The organism is Anabaena sp. UHCC 0253, from assembly GCF_009712085.1.
Taxonomy (GTDB): domain Bacteria; phylum Cyanobacteriota; class Cyanobacteriia; order Cyanobacteriales; family Nostocaceae; genus Dolichospermum.
Window position 1 is genome coordinate 316,800 of record NZ_VILD01000002.1, and the last position, 20,823, is coordinate 337,622.

Consider the following 20,823-nt stretch of genomic DNA (forward strand, 5'->3'; position numbering starts at 1 on the left):
GAGAGAGAGAGAAGGAAGAAGGAAGAAGGAAGAGAAGATATGATTATGCTGCGTCGGAAAAGTACATGACTTTCCCGCTATAAGCATTATTTAAGTTTTCTTCTGTTAGGACTTGTTGGCGTGAACCTGTGGCGATTAATTCGCAGTTGAGTAAGATTAAATCATCAAAATGGCTGATTGATTCGCCTAAATCATGATTAACTACTAAGACGATTTTATTGGCTTTTGCTAGTTCTTGAAAGACTTCAAAAATGATAGTTTGGGTTTTTTGATCTATACCGACGAAGGGTTCATCAAAACAGAAAATTTCCGCTTCTTGAGTTAAAGCCCTGGCTAAAAATACGCGTTGTTGTTGTCCTCCTGAAAGTTCACCAATGGGACGATTTTTTAATTCTTCTATTCCCACTCTTGCTAATGCTTGTTTAGCAATTTGGCGGCTAACTGTGGAGAAACTACGTAACCAGCCTGTTTTTTTGACACGCCCCATCATCACTACATCCCACACGGTGGCGGGGTAATTCCAGTCAATTTGGCTACGTTGTGGTACATAGGCAACTTTCTCTAGTTGCTGCATTAAGGGCTGATTTTTGTATAAAACTTGACCACTACTCATGGGAACTAATCCCAAAATGGCTTTCATTAATGTACTTTTACCTGCACCATTGGGTCCAAAAATCCCCGTTAGTCTCCCTGGTTTAATAATGCAGTTAACGTCTCTCAAAGCTTCTTGAGCGCGGTAATGTACACCTACATGAGAGATGTTAATCGCTGTTGAGGAATTCATATCAATGGTTTTGATAGCTTGTGTAGGTATATCTCTGGTAGACAGGCTAAATTTTTGATAAAAAGAGACGTTTTGCATAACCATAGTTAAAATACTTATTTTTGAGTTTACTATAAAAATGAGAGAAATATGAAAAAATATATAATTAGGAGTAATAATTTAGATAAATGAAACTAATACTTAATGCCATAAGTCTGGGAATGTTGTTATCTTTGTCCTTAATGGGTTGTACTCCCGATTCTGAAACTCAGGAAAATACTCAGCCGCAGGTTGTAGCAACTAGTACCATAATTGCTAATTTAGCTGAAGAGGTGGGAGGAGAAGAAGTACAAATTACGGGAATTCTCAAACCTGGTACAGATCCTCATGTTTATGAACCTGTACCCGCAGATAGTCGAGTTTTGGAACAAGCTAACTTGATTTTGTATAACGGTTACAATTTAGAACCGGGAATTATTAAGTTAATGAATGCGGCTGGAGGGAAAGCAAAAAAGGTGGCTGTGGGGGAAGTTGTTAAATCTTTAAAGTTAGATAAAGGTAAAGGGCAAATTGTCCCAGATCCTCATGTTTGGGGAAGTGCAGAAAATGCCATTTCTATGGTAAAAGCAATTCGAGATAGTTTAATTGAGTTGTCACCAGAAGATCAAGATAAATTTACCGAAAATGCAGAAAATCTAATTGATGAATTACAACAATTACATATTTGGATTAATCAACAAATTCAAACCATTCCCCCAGATAAGCGGAAACTCATTACTACCCATGATGCTTTTCAATATTATGGAAATGCTTATAAGATAGAAATTGCGGGAACTTTAATTGGGATTAGTACAGAAGAACAACCCAGCGCCCAAACAGTGAAGAAGTTAGTTGAATCAATTAAAAAAATCGGTGTTCCTGCTATATTTGCTGAAACGACAATTAACCCAGCTTTAATGAAAACAGTCGCCGAAGAAGCAGGAGTAAAATTAGCACCAACTTCACTTTTTTCTGATTCTATTGGGGCAAAAGGTAGTAATGGCGATACTTATATAAAGATGATGGTAGCAAATACCCGCGCTATTGTTGAAGCCTTGGGAGGAAAATATACGCCGTTTCAATTAAATAGTAAAAAATAAGGTAATTGGTGATTGGTAATTGGTGATTGGTAATTGGTAATTGGTAATTGGTAATTGGTAATTGGTAATTGGTGATTGGTGATTGGTAATTGGTAAAACTCTTACCTGTCACCTGTCACCTGTTACCTGTCACCTATTTCCTAACAAACTTGTTCACGAGTTGCTTCTGTGTTTATGGGTTTAATCAGAAAAATTCTGAACATATACCAAAAAATCATTAAGATTAAAGGAATTTTTTGGAAAAATTTCACAATTCCCCAATCATTGATTTGATTGAGATCAATTATTTTCTGATTATACAATGCACATTGCTCTAAATACCAGAAGAAGTAGGGATGATTGGTATCTAAAATAATTGGAAATGCTTTGGCTGCGGTTTTGTTGGTTTCTTCAACTACCTGAGTATTGTATTTGCGGGGATGAATCCCTAATATTTCATAGAAATTCCCTCTTTCAAATACTGTCATTGTGTGAGTAGCAAAAACAGTTAATAGGAAAAAGCGCACCCATAACCGAGATTTCCAATTATTCCATAATTGGGGCTGAGAACGTAACAAGGCTTTGAAAAAATCACCGTGTCTATTTTCATCTTGACACCAGCTTTCAAACTTCCGAAACAAAGGATAAAACTGGTATTCTGGGTTTTTTTCCATGTGACGATATACTAAAATATAACGCCAATAACCGATTTTTTCCGATAGATAAACTGTGTAAATAACCCACTCAATTGGGAAAAATGTATAGGTACGATTTTTAGTTAGATAACTTAAGTCAAGGGAAAGGTTAAAATCTGCCATTGACTTATTCAGAAATCCTGCATGACGGGCTTCATCTCGCGCTAAATAACCAAATGCTTCTGATAGTAAAGGGTTACTATCTTTGAGACGACGAGATAATTCTTTAAACAGTAAAAATCCGGAAAATTCCGAAGTACAAGAACGTTCTAAAAAGTCAATAAAAGCAAGTCGTTTTTCACCAACAATGTGATCCCAACCTTGCTTAAATTCATCATCTCGCACAAAGTGATGACGATTATAATCAGCCTTGAGTTCGCCAATTATAGCCCTTAATTCCGGTTCATACCCAGAAATATCCATTTTTGCCACTGTATCAAAATCAGTGGTATAAAACCGGGGTGTTAATAATGTTTCTTGAACAGGTGCTTTTACACCTGATTTCCCTAACTCAACTGGGGGTTTATCCAACGACTTAACCATAAGTAGTCCCTTTGCCATTGTCTGCCTTAAAATTATATAAGCATAAATATTTGTTATTAGTCATCAGTTAAATTATTGAAACTAATTATTACAAAATCACTGAATTATCTGATAATTTCGCATAGTTTAAATACCTATTTACTAAACAAATGTATTTATGAAACCATAAATAAATATGAATACCTTTATAGTTATACAAGGAATAATAGTTAAATAATTTTAGAAGCAGTAAAAAGAGCCGAAATAGCTATCGGTAGTAATTTGTGCTGGAGAAATATAGCATTGTTTCCTGATTATATCGGCTGTGAACTGATAAACGAGTCGGTAAATGTTGGGAAATCCAATACGTAAACAAGAAGGAAGCAACAATGAGTAATAATTTGGCAATGAAACTGCGTGTAGGAACGCAACAAGCACATATAGATTCAGAAAATATTGGCTTCATGAAATGTTTTGTGCAAGGAGTTGTAGATAGAGATTGTTTTATTCAGTTGTTGAGGAATTTGTATTTTGTTTACAGTGAACTAGAAACAGCAATTGAGAAACATAAACAGCATCCTGTCATTAGTTTGATTTATTTTCCCGAACTAAATCGCCAATCTTCCCTAGAACAAGATATGTTATTTTATTATGGGAATCAATGGCACAAGCGCATTACACCTTCACCTGCTGCTCAAGCTTATATTGCGCGTATTCAACAAATTTCTGCTCATGAACCTGCACTATTGTTAGCTCATTCCTATACCCGTTATTTGGGTGATCTTTCTGGTGGACAAATGCTCCAAAAAATTGCTCAGTCAGCCTTAAAACTTTCTGGATATGAAGGAACTTCATTTTACAATTTTCAGCAAATTCCAGACAAGCAGGCTTTTAAAGAAAAGTATCGTCAAGCATTAGACAAACTTCCAGTTGATGATACAACCGCTGACAAAATTGTGGCAGAAGCTAACAATGCTTTCAAATTGAATATGCAGATACTCAAAGAATTGGAAGTTATTCTAATAGAAGCTCTTGGTAGAGCTACTTACAATGATTTAACTTGAGTCTCTGCATTATTTACAAACATATAATTCATCACCCAATTGATTTTGGCAATGATGAATTATATAGCAATCTTCAACAACACATAAACATCTATTTCTTATTCTCTGTGTTCTCTGTGACTCTGTGGTTCGTAAAAAAAATAATGCTAACTACAAACAAATAGGATAAATATATTCTATTTGCTAAATCCTAAATTACAACATTAACTTGGGAAAATTAATTGTAATTCTTCCCAAATCATAAGGGCGAAGCATTCAGATTGAAAGTTAATAGTTTTAGTCATAGTTTATCGCCAGAATGCTTTGCCCCTACAAGGAAATATACTCACATCTATTGGAGGCTTTAATGGTTTTTCTATTACCTGGTGTTAAGTTTGATTTGGATCTAATTCAAAAGTATGATACTCGCGCTCCCAGATACACCAGCTACCCCCCAGCAACAGAATTAAGTGAAACTTTCACCGCCAGAGATTTCCAAACAGCTATTACTGCTTCTAATCAACGGGAAACGCCCCTATCCTTGTATTTCCATATTCCTTTTTGCCAAAGTGCTTGTTATTTTTGTGGTTGCAATACGGTGATTACCAATAACAAGAATATGGCTATACCGTATCTGGAACATTTGGAGCAAGAAATCAAAAATACCTCGGCTTTAATTGATAAGGATAGAAAGGTACTCCAAATTCATTGGGGTGGAGGTACTCCAAATTATTTGGAACTTGATCAAGTAGAATTTCTCTGGAAAAATATTACCCGTCATTTCCAAATTGCTTCAGATGCGGAAGTATCTATTGAAATTAATCCTCGTTATGTAAATAGAGATTATATCTTATTTTTGAGAGATATTGGCTTTAATCGGATTAGTTTTGGTATTCAAGATTTTAACCCAGAAGTACAAAAAGCAGTGAATCGCATTCAACCAGAATCATTACTTTTTGATGTCATGGGTTGGATTAAGGAAGCTGAGTTTGATAGTGTCAATGTAGACTTAATTTATGGTTTACCTTATCAAACTCTAGAAACTTTTCGGGAAACATTACACAAGACAATGGCATTAGATGCTGATAGAATTGTCGTCTTTAATTTTGCTTATGTACCTTGGATCAAACCTGTCCAAAAAATGATTCCCCAAACAGCATTACCAGGAGCAGAAGAAAAGTTAGATATTCTCAAAATGACAATTGAGGAATTAACTAATAACGAGTATTTGTTTATTGGGATGGATCATTTTGCTAAAAATAACAATGAATTAGCGATCGCTCAACGTCATGGCACACTAAAACGCAATTTCCAAGGTTATACTACCCATGCAGAAACGGAATTGTTTGGTTTTGGTGCTACATCTATTAGTATGTTAGACGATGCCTATGCTCAAAATTACAAGGAATTGAAGGATTATTACAAAGCGGTAGCCGCAGGTGTTATTCCTACTAGTAAAGGTATTCAACTAACTCAGGATGATATTATTAGAAGAGACGTAATTATGTCAATTATGTCTCACTTCCGCCTCAATAAATCAGAAATTGAGCATAAATATCACATTGATTTTAATGAATATTTCTGCTATGAACTGAATCAGTTACAACCTCTAGAAAATGATGGATTAGTGAATGTATTTGCTGATGAAATCCACATTACTGATATTGGTAGATTGCTAGTCAGAAATATTGCCGTTCTTTTCGATACTCATACAAGAAGTAGAGAGACAAAATTCTCTCGCGCTATCTAAGGAAAATGGGTTATGTAGTTGCGCTAAAGCGATAAATGCAACTACATACCTTTTGATTTATATATTTATGTCATTTGGTAGAAATAAAAAAAATCTAGCCTTGATAAATTTGATACGAGTCATATTTTTGAGGCAATGTAATTATGAATATTATTGCTTGGATAATTTTAGGACTAATAGCTGGTGCGATCGCTAAAGCTATCTATCCTGGTTCTCAAGGTGGGGGTATGTTATCAACCATGATATTAGGTATTGTTGGTGCTTTTATCGGTGGTACTTTATTTACTCTCATCCGCACAGGAACTCTCCAATTTACAACCGCAACTTTAAGTATTCCTGGGTTAATAGTGGCAATTATCGGCGCAGTTATCGCTATTTATCTATGGGGATTATTCCAAAGAAGTAGTCGAGCCTAACCTCAAATTTAGCAAATTAGACTGGATATAAGTTGTTTCTTAGCATTGCTAGTTAAAGGAGCTAAAATTGTGTTTTTTCATAAGAAAGAATCAATTCATGTCGTCAAAGTTGATCAACCAAATCCCCGTTTTGCTCAGTTACTTTTAGAACAATTTGGTGGTGCAACTGGTGAACTTTCAGCAGCTTTGCAATATTGGGTACAATCTTTTCATGTTGAAAATCCTGGTATTCGGGATATGCTCCAAGATATTGCTATTGAGGAATTTGGCCATTTAGAAATGGTTGGTAAACTCATTGAAATCCACACTAAAAATACAGATCAAACAGAAGCCTATAAAAGTACCTTATTTGCTCTTCGCGGCATTGGTCCCCATTTTCTTGATAGTCAAGGAAATGCTTGGACTGCAAATTATTTAAATGAAGGTGGTGATGTTGTCCGCGATTTACGTGCTAATATTGCCGCTGAAGGTGGTGCTAGACAAACTTATGAAGAGTTGATTAAACTAGCCACAGATGAGGGAACTAAACAGACTTTGGTACATCTGTTAACGCGAGAAGTTTCTCATACTCAGATGTTTATGAAAGCTTTGGATTCTCTGGGTAAGTTAACTGATCCTATGTTTGGGAATATCCAACCAGATGAAACCGTCGCTCTTTACTATAATTTATCAACTGATGGAGACGGTGCAGATCAACGCGGTCCTTGGAATTCTGAACCAACATTTCAATATATCTCTAATCCTTTGGAGAAGGTAATGAGTGCTAAATAAAAACTTTATTGTCTGAATCAGGATTTACAGGATTTGAAGATTAGCAAGATTTTTTAATTATCAAAATTGTCTGAATCAGGATTTACAGGATTTGAAGATTACCAGGATTTTTTAATTATCAAAAATCATGAATCTTGAACATCATTTAATCTAGAGTATCCTGATTCAGATATTTTTATTTCTGTAAAGACTTCGCTATTACCCCTAACTGTAAACTTGGTGGAAAGTTACCTTCTTCCTTAATGCGTTTGATTTCCAATGAAGTAATTGGCAAATTTAACTTCTGTGCTAACGCTTGTACAATATCTCCTCTATCAATGATACCAGCCACAGCATCAGCGGGAGAAAGAACAGTAATTTGAGGTATTTGTTCCTGTTCTAATTTATTAATTACATCTGCTAAAGAAGTAGATTCGGTAACAGTAGGAATTGTATTCAGGGGATGAACAATGCTTTGTAAAGTTTGGTTTTCCCATTCACTTCTTTGGGTTGTTCGTAAATCATTAATAGCAACTAAACCCCGATAACGACCATCAGCGGCCGCAAAATAAACTTGCGGTGCAGTGGTTTCTAAAAGATATAAATCAGCGAATTCTCGCAATGTTTGATTAGCATTAACTACGCGAAAATTACGAGTCATCCCATCGCTGGCTACTAGCTTCAGCAAAGTTTCTTGTAATGTGGTTACACGGTCATAACTGTTAGCATTGCGAACTGCAAACCAGCCGATCAACACAATCCATAAACCTGTGATAAATTCTCTGGTAAAGAAATCAATCGCAAATCCCAAAGCGATCGCTGCATAACCTAAAATTTGTCCAGCTTTGGCTGCCATGTGTACTGCTTGAAAGCGATCGCCTGTCACTTTCCATAATGCAGCTTTTAATACTTGTCCCCCATCCAGTGGTAAACCAGGAATCAAGTTAAACAACGCCACAACTAAGTTAATTCTCGCTAAATCTCCCGTCATTGAACTGAGGGGGGTACTATCAGGAAGCAAACTTGAACCTAGACGCAGTAAGAAAAACAGACCAACACTCACCGCAGGACCAGCGATCGCTACCTGAAAAGCTTGACCAGGTGTTTTCGATTCTTCCTCTATGGCCGCAATTCCCCCAAACAAAAACAAAGTGATAGAATTCACCTTAATTCCTTGGGATTGAGCCACTAAGCTATGTCCTAACTCATGCAACAGCACCGAAGCAAATAACAATAGTGCCATTACCAAACCCGCACTCCAACCTACAATAGAACCCCATTGTTGGTAAGCAAATCCAAAATTCAGAGTTGTTAATCCCAAAATTACAAACCATAAGGGGTCTAAAAATAAAGGGATGCCAAATAAAGTACCTATTTTCCAATTTGTTTGCATTATTTTAGATATTCCAGAAATTCTTGTATAAGTGAGAAATGATAGGTATAACTCTAGGATAACAATTTAAAAAATTTGATCACTGGTGAGTGAAAAAATAGCCGCAAATCCCGGACTTCTCTAAGAAGTCCGGGATCTTTAAGAAGTTCAGTATTTTGTAAGTTGAAATTTACCAAAAAATGCGATAGGCAAATTAATCACCTATCGCTGTTGATAAAAAAGAATATTAATCCAACTTACAACCGACCAATATTAGTCAGTCCTAAAACAATGCCGATACCAATTACATGACCAAACGCCATTGCACCAATAAAGGCTGGAACACTTATAGGCAATACAGGCATCTGGGGTCCAACTTTAGCAGATTTCAGAGCAAAAGTGAGTAAAAGTATAACTACGCTACTGGCACTGATAATAATGCCTACTGTAGGACTCCACACCGGTGTAACGGGAACAGATGCTGCGGCTAATAAGATTGATGACATCAAGGTGTGTTCTCCTGAATGAAAAAATGAATATAATCTTACAGAATTATAAAATTACCCTGGACAAAGCAAAAGTTTTTCACTTGAATTAAGATACTTTTGTGATTATTTGTAACTTTTCAGATATAAATGCGGGTTAAAATTTGCGGCATTACTCAACCACAGCAGTCTTTAGCCATAGTTTCCTTTGGTGCAACTGCACTAGGATTTATATGTGTCCCGACGTCTCCTCGCTATGTTACCATAGCTCAAATTCAGGCTGCGATTGTCCCTCTTCCTGAAAATATTGACAAAATCGGTGTTTTTGCTAACACCACTATTTCTGAAATTAGCCAAATAGTTAACAAGTCTGGTTTAACCGGTGTCCAGTTACATGGAGATGAAACACCGGAATTTTGCCATCAATTGCGTCAATCTCTACCCCAAGTAGAAATAATCAAGGCTTTCCGAGTCCGCAGTTTGGAGCATCTACAAACTACCGCTAATTACACTGGTTATGTAGATACCCTATTACTAGATGCCTACCACCCTCAACAACTAGGAGGAACAGGGCAAACCTTAGATTGGCAAGTATTAAATCAGGAATTTTGCCCTAGTCTTCCTTGGTTATTAGCTGGTGGATTAACCCCGGATAATATTTTAACTGCGTTGAGTCAGATTAACCCCAATGGTATTGATTTATCCAGCGGGGTAGAAAAATCTCCTGGTAACAAAGATTTAGACAAAGTAGCTCTATTATTTCAAAAGTTAGGGAATAGGTGATTTGTCAGTTGTCAGTTGTCAGTTGTCAGTTGTCAGTCGTCAGTTGTCAGTTGTCAGTTGTTAAGAAGTTTTCCTGCTCCCTGCTCCCTGCTCCCCTGCTCCCTGTTCCCTATTCTTCAAAAGAATGACGCTTGGTGACGAATCAAATTGAAGAATTCCTCACGGGTTTTATGTTCTTCTTGGAATATACCTACCATTGAACTGGTGACTGTCCAAGCGCCTGGTTTTTGAACTCCCCGCATAACCATGCACATATGACTTGCTTCCATGACGACAGCAACACCTTTAGGTTCAAGAACTGTTTGGAGTGCTTCGGCAATTTGTCGAGTTAGTCTTTCTTGTACTTGCAATCTACGAGAATACATTTCTACAATTCTTGCTAATTTACTTAATCCCACAACTTTTTGATTGGGAATATAAGCAACGTGCGCTCTGCCCATGAATGGCAGCATATGATGTTCACACAAGCTAAAGAAGTTAATATCTCTAACTAACACCATCTCATCATGCCCTTCATCAAATATCGCACCATTGATGAGGTCTTCTAGAGATTGATTGTAGCCACTGGTGAGGAATTTCATGGCTTTGGCTACACGCTTGGGTGTTTTCAGGAGTCCTTCTCTTTCGGGATCTTCTCCTACTCCTACTATGATCTTTCGCACGGCATCCATCATCTCATCCATTATTTCCTCAGAGGGTGGATTTAATTCTGGCTCTCGGCCATCATGAGTATTGCGGTCTGGGCGGACAGTGATAGCTTCTACTAAGTCGGGAATTAGGGGTGATTGAGCGCGATTAGAACCGTTAGAACCAGCGATAGTCATGATAGAATTTTGGTAATTTGGTAATTAGTAATCGGTCAGTTGTCAGTGGTAATTAGTCATTCACTCAAAATAAATGACGAAATCACCAATTAGAGAACACCAGCATTGGACATGAGGGTTAATTCTGGAATTACTGCTTGTTGTGGTAGTAAGGCAGTGTACAGAATTGTTGCGGCCACAATTTCTGGAGTTAACATTTGAGAACGGTCAAAGTTAGCCTGGACTGTTGGAGTATCCCAAATTTCTGTATTGACAGAACCAGGACAGATTGTAGTAACGCGAATACCATTGGCACGTTCTTCTTGTGCGAGGGTTTGGGAAAGGGAAAGAAGTCCTGCTTTGCTGACACAGTATGCCCCCCAACCGGGAAAAGCTTGTTTGGCTGCTATAGAAGCAATGTTAATAATTGTGCCTTGGCTTTGTTGGCGCATTCCTGGCAAAATTCCCATCATGCACTGAAATACACTGGTGAGGTTCAAGTTAATTACTTGCTGCCAATCTTCTAAGGGTGTTTCACTCAGATTGCCTGTATATCCAATACCAGCGTTATTAATGAGAATGTTTATGTTACTAAATTCATCAGCGATCGCTTGAATTTTTGTTTTGACTTGGGCAACTTCCGCTAAATCTACACAGAAGGCTTTAGCTTCAACCCCATACTCCTGTGCTGCTTTGGCTACTGACTCTAATTTATCCTGAGAACGACTGACCAAGGCCACATCTATGCCAGCTTTTGCAAATGCTAAAGCTGTTGCTTTACCAATTCCACTACTAGCCCCAGTAATTAGGGCGCGTCTTTTTTGCTCAACACTCATAATATTTTCCAACTTTTTGGCAGTGCTGTGAGCCAACAGCTACTCATAAATTAAATATTTATGAACTCAAAGTTAATTTTTGCTACAAATCAGGGTACTTGTTTGGCAAATGTATGTAATGTCATGTAGTAGTTCTCGTTTATAGGGAATATACTTTATTTTTCCTCTAAACTCTTTCCTAACTTTCCCTCACCCGCTATAAGGGCAGGTAAGAGAAGTAGGTTTTATGGTGTTTAACTTTCTTTCGTTGACAAATACAAATGCCTAAGCTCGTGAAAATTGTTAAAAATCTTTAAGCAGCACTCAGAAATTATAGCACTGCTGTTATGCGATACATTATCTTGGCGCATTTCTAGTGAGCAAGTTCAGTAAAAACACCGATATTGCGGAATTTATCATAACGAAGTTGACGGCGTTCGCCGGGGGTGAGACGGTTAAGTTCGTCTAAGTTTTCTACCAAGGTTTGTTTAAGATTGGTAGCCGCTGTTAAGGGATCAGAATGAGCGCCGCCCAGGGGTTCAGAGATGATTTGGTCAATTATGCCCAAGTTTTTGAGATCATGAGAGATAATTTTCAAAGCTACGGCTGCTTGGGGGGATTTACTGGCATCTTTCCACAAAATCGCGGCGCAGGCTTCGGGGGTAGCGACTGTATAAACTGAGTGTTCAAACATCAATAGGCGATCGCCTACGCCAATACCCAACGCACCACCAGAACCACCTTCACCAATGACTGTACAAATAATAGGTACGTCAAAGCAGAACATTTCTCGTAAATTATAGGCGATCGCTTCTCCTTGTCCTTGGTGTTCGGCTTCTATGCCTGCCCAAGCCCCAGGAGTATCAATAAATGTCAAAATTGGCATACTGAATTTATTGGCGTGTTCCATCAGCCGCAGGGCTTTCCTGTAGCCACCAGGAGCAGCCATACCAAAGTTACGAGCAACGTTATCTTTGGTATCCCGGCCTTTTTGATGTCCTAACATCATCACTGGTTGTCCACCCAAACGGCCGACACCACCAACTAAAGCGGGATCATCTCCGCCACAGCGATCGCCATGTAACTCCATCCATTCATCACTAATAGATTGAATATAATCTAAAGTGCTAGGGCGACGGGGATGACGGGCTACTTGCAGTCGTTGAGATGGTGTGAGACTACTAAAAATCTCTTGCTTTAATTGCATCGCCCGCGTTTCCAATTGGCGAATTTGCCCAGAAACATCAACGCCATTTTCTTCAGCTAGTTGGCGAATTTGCTCAATCCGGGTAGCCATTTCTGCTAAAGGCTTTTCAAAATCTAACAGTAGCGGTTTGCGCTCAGTGCTTGCCATAATTATATTAGTTGTCAGTTGTTAGTTGTCAGTTGTCAATTGTCAGTTGTCAATTGTCTTTTCTTTGCCACTGACCAATGACTAATGACTAATGACTAAACTAGCAATGGTCTAAAACCGTGTTTTATGGACACTTGACCAATTTGCTCCATTTTGTCTACGGTAATCTGATTACGTCCCCAAGAAAAGTTTGTATATAACTTCTCAAATTCCAGGAGCATTGATTCAGCAAAACAAGCAAATAATTGACGGGCTGGGACATCCATATTGACAATTTTCATGATTTTCCAGTCAATATCTAGGGAATGTTCAACAATGCCACCGTTTAATACATACACCCCTGGATGCTGAATTTTTGTCCCTAAGTTTTTAGGATAACCACCATCAATCAATAAACAGGGTTGTTTTAATGTTGTGGGGTCAATTTCTACACCTTTGGGCATACTCGCCACCCAAACGACAATATCTGCTTGTGGTAATGCTTCCTGTAATCCCATAATTTTACCGCGTCCTAGCTCTGCTTGCAGTTCTTGGAGACGTTCTTGATTTCTGGCAATTAATAGTAATTCTTGGACATCTGTTTTTTTATCTAGCCATCTTGTGACTGCACTACCAATATCTCCTGTTGCACCACATACAGCTACAGTTGCTTTCGACAATTCAATCCCTAATTGTTTCGAGGCTTCTTCTACTTGCCGACAAATAATGTAGGCTGTATGAGTATTACCTGTAGTGAAGCGTTCAAAATCTAGGTTAATATTGCGAACTTGTCTAAACTGCTCTAAATTAAAGTTCTCAAAAATAATTGAAGAAAACCCACCCAAGGCGGTAATATCAATGCCATGCTTTTGAGCATGAGCCATAGCATTCAATATTTTGCGAGTTGCAGCTTTAATGCGACGGTTTGCCAGCATTTCCGGCAAAAAGCAAGATTCTACATATTTGCCTTCTATTTTCTGTCCAGTAATACTGGTGACAGTAATATGATCAACTATTTGCGGCGGGGCGCTACACCAAAAGTCTAGCCCTTGATCGGCATATTCTGGGTATCCCAATTCTTGCGCTACTGATTGAGCGTGTTCCAAACTTGTCAGATGTCCAATTAAACCAAACATGGAGTGATATATTAGGCGTGGGCTGTCGTGCAAAATGGTGGAATTAGTAGGCAGTAGCAGCTTTGGATTTTAGATTTTAAAAGCAGTGGTTTTGTTTTGAATCATATTACTGCTCCTGAATCTTTAACCATACTTAACTATGTCCACTGGGGATCACAGATGATATCTAAGTTTTAAAAATACTACGTCAGATGTGAACATAATTCGTAATATTTCCTGTGCTTATATAGGTTCGCGGAGGGTTTTTTTACTGAGGCTAGTACACAACGGCATAAATCAACCAACTATTAAAAATTCTCAAGCAGCTTGTGTCATCTACTTTTTTAATTTTTAATTTTTAATTCCGCCCTGCGGTACTAGGCTAAGGTTATTGGTAATTAAACTCTGTCACCTATTAACCTGGGGTAACTCAAGTTGTCACCCCAATAGATTTATTAAGCGGCTACAAGTCCATAGGCAGAAAGACGCATGATATCACGAGTAGTAAAGCCAATGTTACTTAAAGCTTCACCGTATTGAATCATAAAGTCTTCTACTAAGGCATCCTTTTCCATTGCTAAAACTTTGGCATCATCTGCTACTTGGTTCAGCATTTTCCAAACAAGGGGTAAGTTTTTGCGGTTTGCTTCTTCTAATTCAACTTTGGATTCTGTAAAGTTTTCTTGCAACCACACTTCACCGAAGTTAAGATGACTGTATTCTTCTTTTACTACTCCTTCTGTGATTTTACGGGCAAAATCATCAGCTACGGGAATATAGATGTTATAAGCAGCGATCGCAAAACATTCAATAATTAAAGATTGAATCAACAGACAAGTTACGACTTTACCTTCTTGGGCTGCGGTTTGGAAATTGTCGTGCAATCCTAAGAAGAACTCTTTCGCAAACTGCAAATCTGGAGTCACTTTTAGGTTTCGTCCACAGGCTTCAAATCCTTTTTTATGGCGACTTTCCATTTTTGAGAGGCGAATTAGCTCATCTGCATTTGCTGGTAACAATTTCGCCAAGGTAATGTAATTTTCGTAAGCTTCTTGTTCTCCTTCAATGACAATGGCATTGATGCGGCTATAAGCATCTTTATATACTTCGCTTTGAAAATCAAGTTCTTCAATGTGGTCTACAACCTGCTGCATAGTCTGTTTACTCCTAAGCGGTGAATCATTTGATACAAAAACTTAAATCACCCAATAAATTTGGGGTAATGATCATTGTGATTTAATTTAACTTAACAAGAAACTATAGTGATTAAATTAGTTTTTACTGATGGTACTACTACCAGAAAAACAAATGTATGGAGTCATAGCCAATGTCCAAGCTAAAATGGAATCTAAAAAATGCCAATTTGTTGAGCCTGTTAGTGCTACTAATCGGGGCTTTTGTCGTTTTAGTACCGCTAATTGTGGTTTTTCTGACCTCCTTTGGGGGTGAGGGAACAACACCAGGGATTTCGCAAAATAATTGGACTTTAGCCAATTACCGGAATGCGTGGGAACAGGGAAAGTTTTTACTGGCTTATGCTAATTCTACCTTAGTAGCGATCGCAGTTACGGCTTTTCAAATTTTCACTTCGGCTTTAGCTGGTTACGCCCTAGCACGGTTAAAATTTCGGGGTAGACAAGCGTTGCTGTTGGTAGTATTGGCAACTTTGGTAATTCCCTTTCAGTTATTGGTAATTCCCATCTTTTTGGTGCTGAAGTCGGGACATCTGATTAATACATACTGGGCGCTAATTTTACCAACTGCTGTTAACGGCTTTGGGATTTTTCTGTTACGTCAATATTTCCAGACAATTCCCGTAGAATTGGAGGAAGCAGCCGCTATTGATGGTGCAAACCGATTACAAATTTTATGGCGCATCATGTTACCTTTAGCACGACCCGCTTTAGTAACACTATTTCTCTTCACTTTCATTGGTGAATGGAATGATTTATTTAAACCGTTGGTATTTACAACCAGACCAGAATTAAGAACGGTGCAGTTAGCTTTGGCAGAATTTCAAGAGCAGTTTACTAATAATTGGCCGTTGATGATGGCAGCAGTGACAATTGCTACTGTACCTGTAATGGTGTTATTTTTAATTGGTCAGCGGCAGTTTATTCAAGGTATTGCGGCGACAGGCATCAAGAATTAGTCATTGGTTAGTTGTTAATATTGATGAGAATAAAGTGATTTTTGCCAAAATAATATTAAGTCTATGATTTCACTACTCAGAAATTGTATGCAAATCAAATAAGTATTCTTTTTGCATCTAGGCGAGAACTGTAAAGACTGTAAGTTAAGCCACTCCAGCCACAGAGATAAAAAGACTAAACTCAGATTTCGTTATTAATAGAAAAATGCAGAAGCTGGGTTTGGTTTTAATTATTGTCTCATTTTTGCCCTGGTTAGCGATCGCTCTAATTGTACCATTTTTACCAATTTCGGTAGCTCAAAAAGCAATCTTAGTACCAGCTTTATTAGTTTTCGCTGAAGTTATATTTTGGTTGGGTGCATTGCTGGTGGGAAAAGAAGTAGTACAGAAGTATAGACGTTATTTTAATCTCCGTTATTGGAAGATCAGATTAAAAAAATTTAGGCGGACAAAAAGAAAGAGTTAATCAAGTTTACGGTGGGTTATGCGATCGCTCTGAGCGTAGCTATGGACGCAAGAGCTTTACGCATACTAGATATCTTTATTGCTCCGCCTTTTATATTATCAAACTTGATCAGGATCAACATATAGTTACAAAAGATTGTAAAATTGTTGACGTTCAATTTGCATTTCTGCGTCAATGAAAACATTCTCAGAACTTCATCAGGCATTTCTTGCTAAACAGTCTCGGTTTGCTACTTATAAAGTAAATGGGCTGAATATTATTGCCCTATCCAATGTTTATCATCCAGATATAGAATCAAGCTCTTTATTTCTTTTGAAGCCGATTGTGCAAAGATATCAAAATCTTAAAACGAAGAAAAAACGGCTTTTAGATATAGGTTGTGGTACAGGTGTTGTCGGATTATCTTTGAGTAAATATGTAGAAGATTTATATCTATCTGATGTAGGAAAAAATGCTGTATTGTGCGCTCGAATTAATTCATTTATTAATTTCAAAAGTGCTAAAATATATCACTCGGATCTATTTAATTCCTTGCCTGATCTTCTATTTGATGTAATTACTTTTAATTTACCTTTGTTACATCAAAATATTGAAAGTACAGTAGAATTGGCAACTAATGATCCAAACGGTCAAATTTTTATTACGTTTGTGGAACAGTTGTCTCTGTATCTAGAACCTCAAGGGGAAGTATTTTTTACATACTCTAGTCTAGGCGATTTGGAACTGATCAAAAAAATTCCTGAATGCTTTGATGTGGAAAAAGTAGCAATTGAAAGAGATGAAGAAACCGGCATTGAAAGGTATGTTTTTAAATTGATTATGAATTAGATTAGTTACTAGAAGAATCTTATTTGATATCAGGAGTACATTCATTTATGGCAGGCTATAAACTTCAGGAAACAGAAATTATAAAAGCTTTGGTTAATTTACCTGGTTGGACAGTTAAAGAAGGAAAACTCCATAAAGAGTACAAATTTACTTCCTTTTCTGAAGCAATGGGTTGGATGGTAAATGTTGGTATCCAAGCTGAGGCTATGGGGCATCATCCTGAATGGTTCAATGTTTATAATTTGGTAAGTGTGACGCTGATTACTTACGATTTAGGTCATGTAATCAGCAATTTAGATATAGAATTAGCGAAAAAAATGGAGGAAGTATTTAATAGGTAATTAGGGACTGGGAATTGGGGATTTATTTTTCCTTCTTCCCTGTCATACTAATTAATTTGTTTCTTGAATTTGTAAGCGGATAGTATGTTCTACTGCGCCACTTAATTGTAGTTCCATGATTTCTCCCCCTAATGGTTCTATGCAGGTGAGGAGCGATCGCAAATTGGGTGTACTCGCACCAGTATCTACATATAATCTATCCGCTAAATTACTAATTTTTTTCCAAGTCATATACAACTTGGCAATGGTTTGTTCAATTTGGGAGGCTTGATTTACTAAGTCAGCCGCAATACTTAAACAACCGACTCGTTGAGCTTCTTCTAAGGCAGTTTCAATATCTACATCTTCCGCTGTTAAGGCTTGGACTTGGGCGGCAGATTTGAGATATTTGGCTAATTGACGAGCTTCTGAGGTGGCTTGTTTGACAGTATCAACATCAGGATTGGCAGCTATGTCTCTTTGTAATGCCTTTTGATGGGATTCAGGCAGTTTTTCCATTTCTTTAACCAGAGGGGCAATGTAGCGCGGTGGCAGGCTGTTATCTGCGGCTTTTTCCCTAACTTCTTCTGGTAATAAATCTGAAGACATGGCTGTCCATTCATCCGTAAGTTGACGGACTTCTCTGCGGGTAATGCGATCGCCTTTTTGAGCAGCTTCGCTTACCATCTGTTGCACTTCCGGTGAAGCTTTGGCGGTTTCCACAAACGCCCGTTTACTAAAGTTATTAACAGTATCTGGATCTAGTTTGCCATCTTCAATGAGGGTATCGGCACTATTGGCTAATTGAATCCAACTGTAAGCTTGAGTTTTACTAATTTCTCGTTCTTTGAGCCATTTAAGAAAACCAGTCCCACGCCCATCTCCGCCCTTTTTCTCTCGGTCACGAACTGCGCGTAAAATGCGTCCTCGCCAAATTTCCGTTTGCAAATCAAAGCGATCGCATACCTGCCATGCTACATCTAGTTGTAGTAAAAAATCAGACTCAGGAATTTGTTCATCTTCTGGATCAGGGAGTTCAAAGTCTAAATCTGCTGGCTGTTGGAGTGCAGCAGCAATGTCATTCATGGAGTCGGTATCTTGCACGATGGATAGCTGGTTGGGGTATGCGATTTGTGCTTATTTTCACACAAATTGTGTCTTGAAAATTGGTGAATAAAGCAGGTAAGTATTGTACTGCAAAAATTAAATTTTAGGTGACTGGGAAAATGAGAAAATGGAGTTGTCAATTGTCAGTGGTCAGTTGTCAGTGGTAAATATTATTCCCCTGTCCTCATATTCCCTATGAAACAAACTGCGAAAATCCTAGATGGTAAAGCACTAGCCGAGAAAATCCAGAGAGAACTCCAGGAGACGATCGCTAAATTACAAGGTAAAATTGGGCGATCGCCTGGTTTAGCAGTCTTGATGGTTGGCGATAACCCTGCATCTGCCGCTTATGTTCGCAACAAAGAAAAATCCTGTGCCAAAGTGGGAATTACTTCTTTTGGTAAACATTTTCCCGCTCAAACCAGCCAAACTGAACTAGAAGAAGTCATTGCTGAACTAAATTCAGATGAAAGAGTAGATGGAATTTTGGTACAGCTACCCTTACCCAAGCATTTAGATGCCGTCAGTCTACTACATCAAATTGCACCAGATAAAGACGCTGATGGACTGCACCCAGTCAATTTAGGGCGATTGGTGCGAGGTGAGACAGGTTTACGCAGTTGTACGCCGGCTGGTGTCATGAGATTATTAGCAGAATATAAAATTCCATTACAAGGCAAAAAAGCCGTAGTAGTAGGACGTAGTATCTTAGTGGGTAAGCCCATGGCTTTGATGCTATTAGAGGCTAATGCTACAGTCACAATTGCTCATTCCAAATCCCAGGATTTACCAACCATTACCCAAGATGCTGATATTCTTATCGCCGCAGCAGGTATTCCCGGTATGATTACTGTGGATATGGTGAAACCAGGCGCAGTTGTGGTAGATGTGGGAATAAATCGTGTCACAGATAGCAGTGGCAAAAGTCGTTTAGTCGGTGACATTCAGTTTGAAGCGATCGCTAATGTGGCAGAATATATTACCCCTGTTCCGGGTGGTATCGGTCCGATGACAGTTGCTATGTTATTGCAAAATACTGTTTCTAGCTATTTGCAAACAACCGGTAATTGAGAAATAATTTCTTATTAATATTCATGATTACTCACCAAAAGCGTGAGTTTTTCATCCCCAAAGCCCCGTAAAATTGGCACACATATCACAAGTAATCAAAAAGTTCAGGAATTGAAGCATGGTAGCAACGGATAAAAGATTTGAAACCCCCAAAAATCAGAGTCAGCTAAGTTTAACCTCGCTACTTATCTGCAAGAACGACAACCGCTTTGTGAACAAGCTTTGGATAATTCTATTCCCGTCGTTTATCCAGAAAAAATCTATGAAGCAATGCGCTACTCTCTGTTAGCTGGAGGTAAGCGGTTACGTCCCATTCTCTGTCTTGCTACTGCGGAAATGATTGGTGGCACAATTGAAATGGCCATGCCTACAGCTTGTGCTATGGAAATGATCCATACCATGTCACTTATTCATGATGATTTACCCGCCATGGATAATGACGATTACCGTCGCGGTAAATTAACAAATCACAAAGTCTATGGCGAAGATATTGCTATTTTGGCAGGAGATGGGTTATTAGCTTTAGCCTTTGAATATGTAGCCGCCCAAACACCTGAAAATATTCCCAGAGATAGAGTTTTACAAGTAATTATTCGCCTCGGTAAAGCAGTAGGCGCGGCTGGTTTAGTCGGTGGTCAAGTGGTAGATTTAGAATCGGAAGGTAAATCAGATATTTCCCTAGAAACCTTGAATTTTATCCATAACCATAAAACCGCAGCCTTGTTAGAAGCTGCCGTGGTTTGTGGGGGAATTATTGCCGGCGCATCTGCTGAAGATGTGCAGAAATTAACTCGTTATTCTCAAAATATTGGTCTAGCCTTCCAAATTATTGATGATATTCTAGATATCACTGCTACCCAAGAACAGCTAGGTAAAACTGCTGGTAAAGACCTCGCAGCAAAAAAAGTCACCTATCCCAGTCTATGGGGAATTGAAGAATCACGTACCAAAGCTCAACAACTAGTTACTGAAGCCTGTGCGGAATTAGAACCTTATGGGGAAAAAGCCGCTCCTCTCCAAGCTCTAGCTCACTTTATTACCAGCCGCAATCACTAAGTCCAATTTTAAATTGGGAATCTTGGCTCGTACTTACGTTTTTCCTCCACACAACTACTG

The 20,823-nt window shown here is 38.3% G+C and carries 22 protein-coding genes; 12 read left to right on the top strand and 10 right to left on the bottom strand.

Annotated elements, in window-relative coordinates; genetic code table 11:
- Window positions 1-43: 43 nt before the first annotated feature.
- On the bottom strand, window positions 44-862 hold the full coding sequence (locus tag FJR38_RS05505; protein WP_174763915.1) for a metal ABC transporter ATP-binding protein: 819 nt from the start codon (window positions 860-862) through the stop codon (window positions 44-46).
- Window positions 863-951: 89 nt separating this feature from the next.
- Between FJR38_RS05505 and FJR38_RS05510 the strand changes: the two genes are divergently transcribed.
- Window positions 952-1,902 carry a metal ABC transporter substrate-binding protein gene (locus FJR38_RS05510; RefSeq protein ID WP_168535864.1) on the top strand — a complete coding sequence of 317 codons (951 nt, stop codon included), beginning with the start codon at window positions 952-954 and terminating at the stop codon, window positions 1,900-1,902.
- A gap of 140 nt (window positions 1,903-2,042) precedes the next feature.
- Here the strand turns inward: FJR38_RS05510 and acsF are convergent, their stop codons facing one another.
- On the bottom strand, window positions 2,043-3,119 hold the full coding sequence (gene acsF, locus FJR38_RS05515; protein ID WP_168535866.1) for a magnesium-protoporphyrin IX monomethyl ester (oxidative) cyclase: 1,077 nt from the start codon (window positions 3,117-3,119) through the stop codon (window positions 2,043-2,045).
- Window positions 3,120-3,487: 368 nt separating this feature from the next.
- Between acsF and FJR38_RS05520 the strand changes: the two genes are divergently transcribed.
- From FJR38_RS05520 to FJR38_RS05535, 4 genes are all read left to right on the top strand, one after another.
- Window positions 3,488-4,162: a heme oxygenase (biliverdin-producing) gene (locus tag FJR38_RS05520; protein ID WP_168496293.1), complete on the top strand. Its 675-nt coding sequence runs from the start codon at window positions 3,488-3,490 to the stop codon at window positions 4,160-4,162.
- A gap of 346 nt (window positions 4,163-4,508) precedes the next feature.
- The gene (gene hemN / locus FJR38_RS05525) at window positions 4,509-5,891 is read left to right on the top strand and encodes an oxygen-independent coproporphyrinogen III oxidase (protein WP_168535868.1); all 1,383 of its coding nucleotides are present in this window, start codon (window positions 4,509-4,511) and stop codon (window positions 5,889-5,891) included.
- A gap of 143 nt (window positions 5,892-6,034) precedes the next feature.
- Window positions 6,035-6,307 carry a GlsB/YeaQ/YmgE family stress response membrane protein gene (locus FJR38_RS05530; protein ID WP_168496431.1) on the top strand — a complete coding sequence of 91 codons (273 nt, stop codon included), beginning with the start codon at window positions 6,035-6,037 and terminating at the stop codon, window positions 6,305-6,307.
- Between the two features lie 69 nt (window positions 6,308-6,376).
- Entirely contained in the window at window positions 6,377-7,078 is a 702-nt protein-coding gene (locus FJR38_RS05535) for a manganese catalase family protein (protein WP_168496297.1), read from the top strand.
- Window positions 7,079-7,253: 175 nt separating this feature from the next.
- Here FJR38_RS05535 and FJR38_RS05540 read toward each other — a convergent pair whose 3' ends face one another.
- Both FJR38_RS05540 and psaK read right to left on the bottom strand, forming a co-directional pair.
- Window positions 7,254-8,450, bottom strand: a complete 1,197-nt coding sequence (locus FJR38_RS05540) for a site-2 protease family protein (RefSeq protein ID WP_168535870.1) — start codon at window positions 8,448-8,450, stop codon at window positions 7,254-7,256.
- A gap of 236 nt (window positions 8,451-8,686) precedes the next feature.
- Window positions 8,687-8,938, bottom strand: a complete 252-nt coding sequence (psaK, locus tag FJR38_RS05545) for a photosystem I reaction center subunit PsaK (RefSeq protein WP_168535871.1) — start codon at window positions 8,936-8,938, stop codon at window positions 8,687-8,689.
- A 126-nt stretch (window positions 8,939-9,064) separates the two neighbouring features.
- Here psaK and FJR38_RS05550 point away from each other — a divergent pair, with 126 nt between their 5' ends.
- Entirely contained in the window at window positions 9,065-9,697 is a 633-nt protein-coding gene (locus FJR38_RS05550; protein WP_168535872.1) for a phosphoribosylanthranilate isomerase, read from the top strand.
- Between the two features lie 116 nt (window positions 9,698-9,813).
- On the opposite strand, the gene folE is transcribed toward FJR38_RS05550, so the two are convergent.
- The 5 genes from folE to FJR38_RS05575 form a co-directional block, all read right to left on the bottom strand.
- Complete coding sequence (gene folE / locus FJR38_RS05555) at window positions 9,814-10,521, bottom strand: GTP cyclohydrolase I FolE (RefSeq protein ID WP_168535873.1); 708 nt, start codon at window positions 10,519-10,521, stop codon at window positions 9,814-9,816.
- A gap of 89 nt (window positions 10,522-10,610) precedes the next feature.
- Complete coding sequence (locus FJR38_RS05560; protein WP_168535874.1) at window positions 10,611-11,336, bottom strand: SDR family oxidoreductase; 726 nt, start codon at window positions 11,334-11,336, stop codon at window positions 10,611-10,613.
- Between the two features lie 352 nt (window positions 11,337-11,688).
- Window positions 11,689-12,669 carry an acetyl-CoA carboxylase carboxyltransferase subunit alpha gene (locus tag FJR38_RS05565; protein WP_168496309.1) on the bottom strand — a complete coding sequence of 327 codons (981 nt, stop codon included), beginning with the start codon at window positions 12,667-12,669 and terminating at the stop codon, window positions 11,689-11,691.
- Window positions 12,670-12,764: 95 nt separating this feature from the next.
- Window positions 12,765-13,784, bottom strand: a complete 1,020-nt coding sequence (locus tag FJR38_RS05570; protein WP_168496311.1) for a long-chain acyl-[acyl-carrier-protein] reductase — start codon at window positions 13,782-13,784, stop codon at window positions 12,765-12,767.
- Between the two features lie 434 nt (window positions 13,785-14,218).
- Window positions 14,219-14,917 (bottom strand): aldehyde oxygenase (deformylating), encoded by a 699-nt coding sequence (locus FJR38_RS05575; RefSeq protein ID WP_168496313.1) that lies wholly within the window; start codon window positions 14,915-14,917, stop codon window positions 14,219-14,221.
- A gap of 173 nt (window positions 14,918-15,090) precedes the next feature.
- On the opposite strand from FJR38_RS05575, the gene FJR38_RS05580 reads away from it, so the two are divergent.
- From FJR38_RS05580 to FJR38_RS05595, 4 genes are all read left to right on the top strand, one after another.
- Window positions 15,091-15,915: a carbohydrate ABC transporter permease gene (locus FJR38_RS05580; RefSeq protein WP_168496315.1), complete on the top strand. Its 825-nt coding sequence runs from the start codon at window positions 15,091-15,093 to the stop codon at window positions 15,913-15,915.
- 205 nt (window positions 15,916-16,120) lie between these two features.
- On the top strand, window positions 16,121-16,381 hold the full coding sequence (locus FJR38_RS05585) for a transporter suffix domain-containing protein (RefSeq protein WP_168535875.1): 261 nt from the start codon (window positions 16,121-16,123) through the stop codon (window positions 16,379-16,381).
- Between the two features lie 174 nt (window positions 16,382-16,555).
- The gene (locus FJR38_RS05590; RefSeq protein ID WP_168535876.1) at window positions 16,556-17,209 is read left to right on the top strand and encodes a methyltransferase; all 654 of its coding nucleotides are present in this window, start codon (window positions 16,556-16,558) and stop codon (window positions 17,207-17,209) included.
- 47 nt (window positions 17,210-17,256) lie between these two features.
- Complete coding sequence (locus FJR38_RS05595) at window positions 17,257-17,550, top strand: 4a-hydroxytetrahydrobiopterin dehydratase (protein WP_168535877.1); 294 nt, start codon at window positions 17,257-17,259, stop codon at window positions 17,548-17,550.
- 51 nt (window positions 17,551-17,601) lie between these two features.
- On the opposite strand, the gene FJR38_RS05600 is transcribed toward FJR38_RS05595, so the two are convergent.
- Window positions 17,602-18,633 carry a hypothetical protein gene (locus tag FJR38_RS05600; RefSeq protein WP_168535878.1) on the bottom strand — a complete coding sequence of 344 codons (1,032 nt, stop codon included), beginning with the start codon at window positions 18,631-18,633 and terminating at the stop codon, window positions 17,602-17,604.
- A gap of 198 nt (window positions 18,634-18,831) precedes the next feature.
- Between FJR38_RS05600 and folD the strand changes: the two genes are divergently transcribed.
- A complete protein-coding gene (folD, locus tag FJR38_RS05605; RefSeq protein ID WP_168535880.1) occupies window positions 18,832-19,707 on the top strand; it encodes a bifunctional methylenetetrahydrofolate dehydrogenase/methenyltetrahydrofolate cyclohydrolase FolD in 876 nt (291 codons plus the stop codon).
- Window positions 19,708-19,896: 189 nt separating this feature from the next.
- On the top strand, window positions 19,897-20,763 hold the full coding sequence (gene crtE, locus FJR38_RS05610) for a geranylgeranyl diphosphate synthase CrtE (protein WP_168536430.1): 867 nt from the start codon (window positions 19,897-19,899) through the stop codon (window positions 20,761-20,763).
- Window positions 20,764-20,823 lie beyond the last annotated feature (60 nt).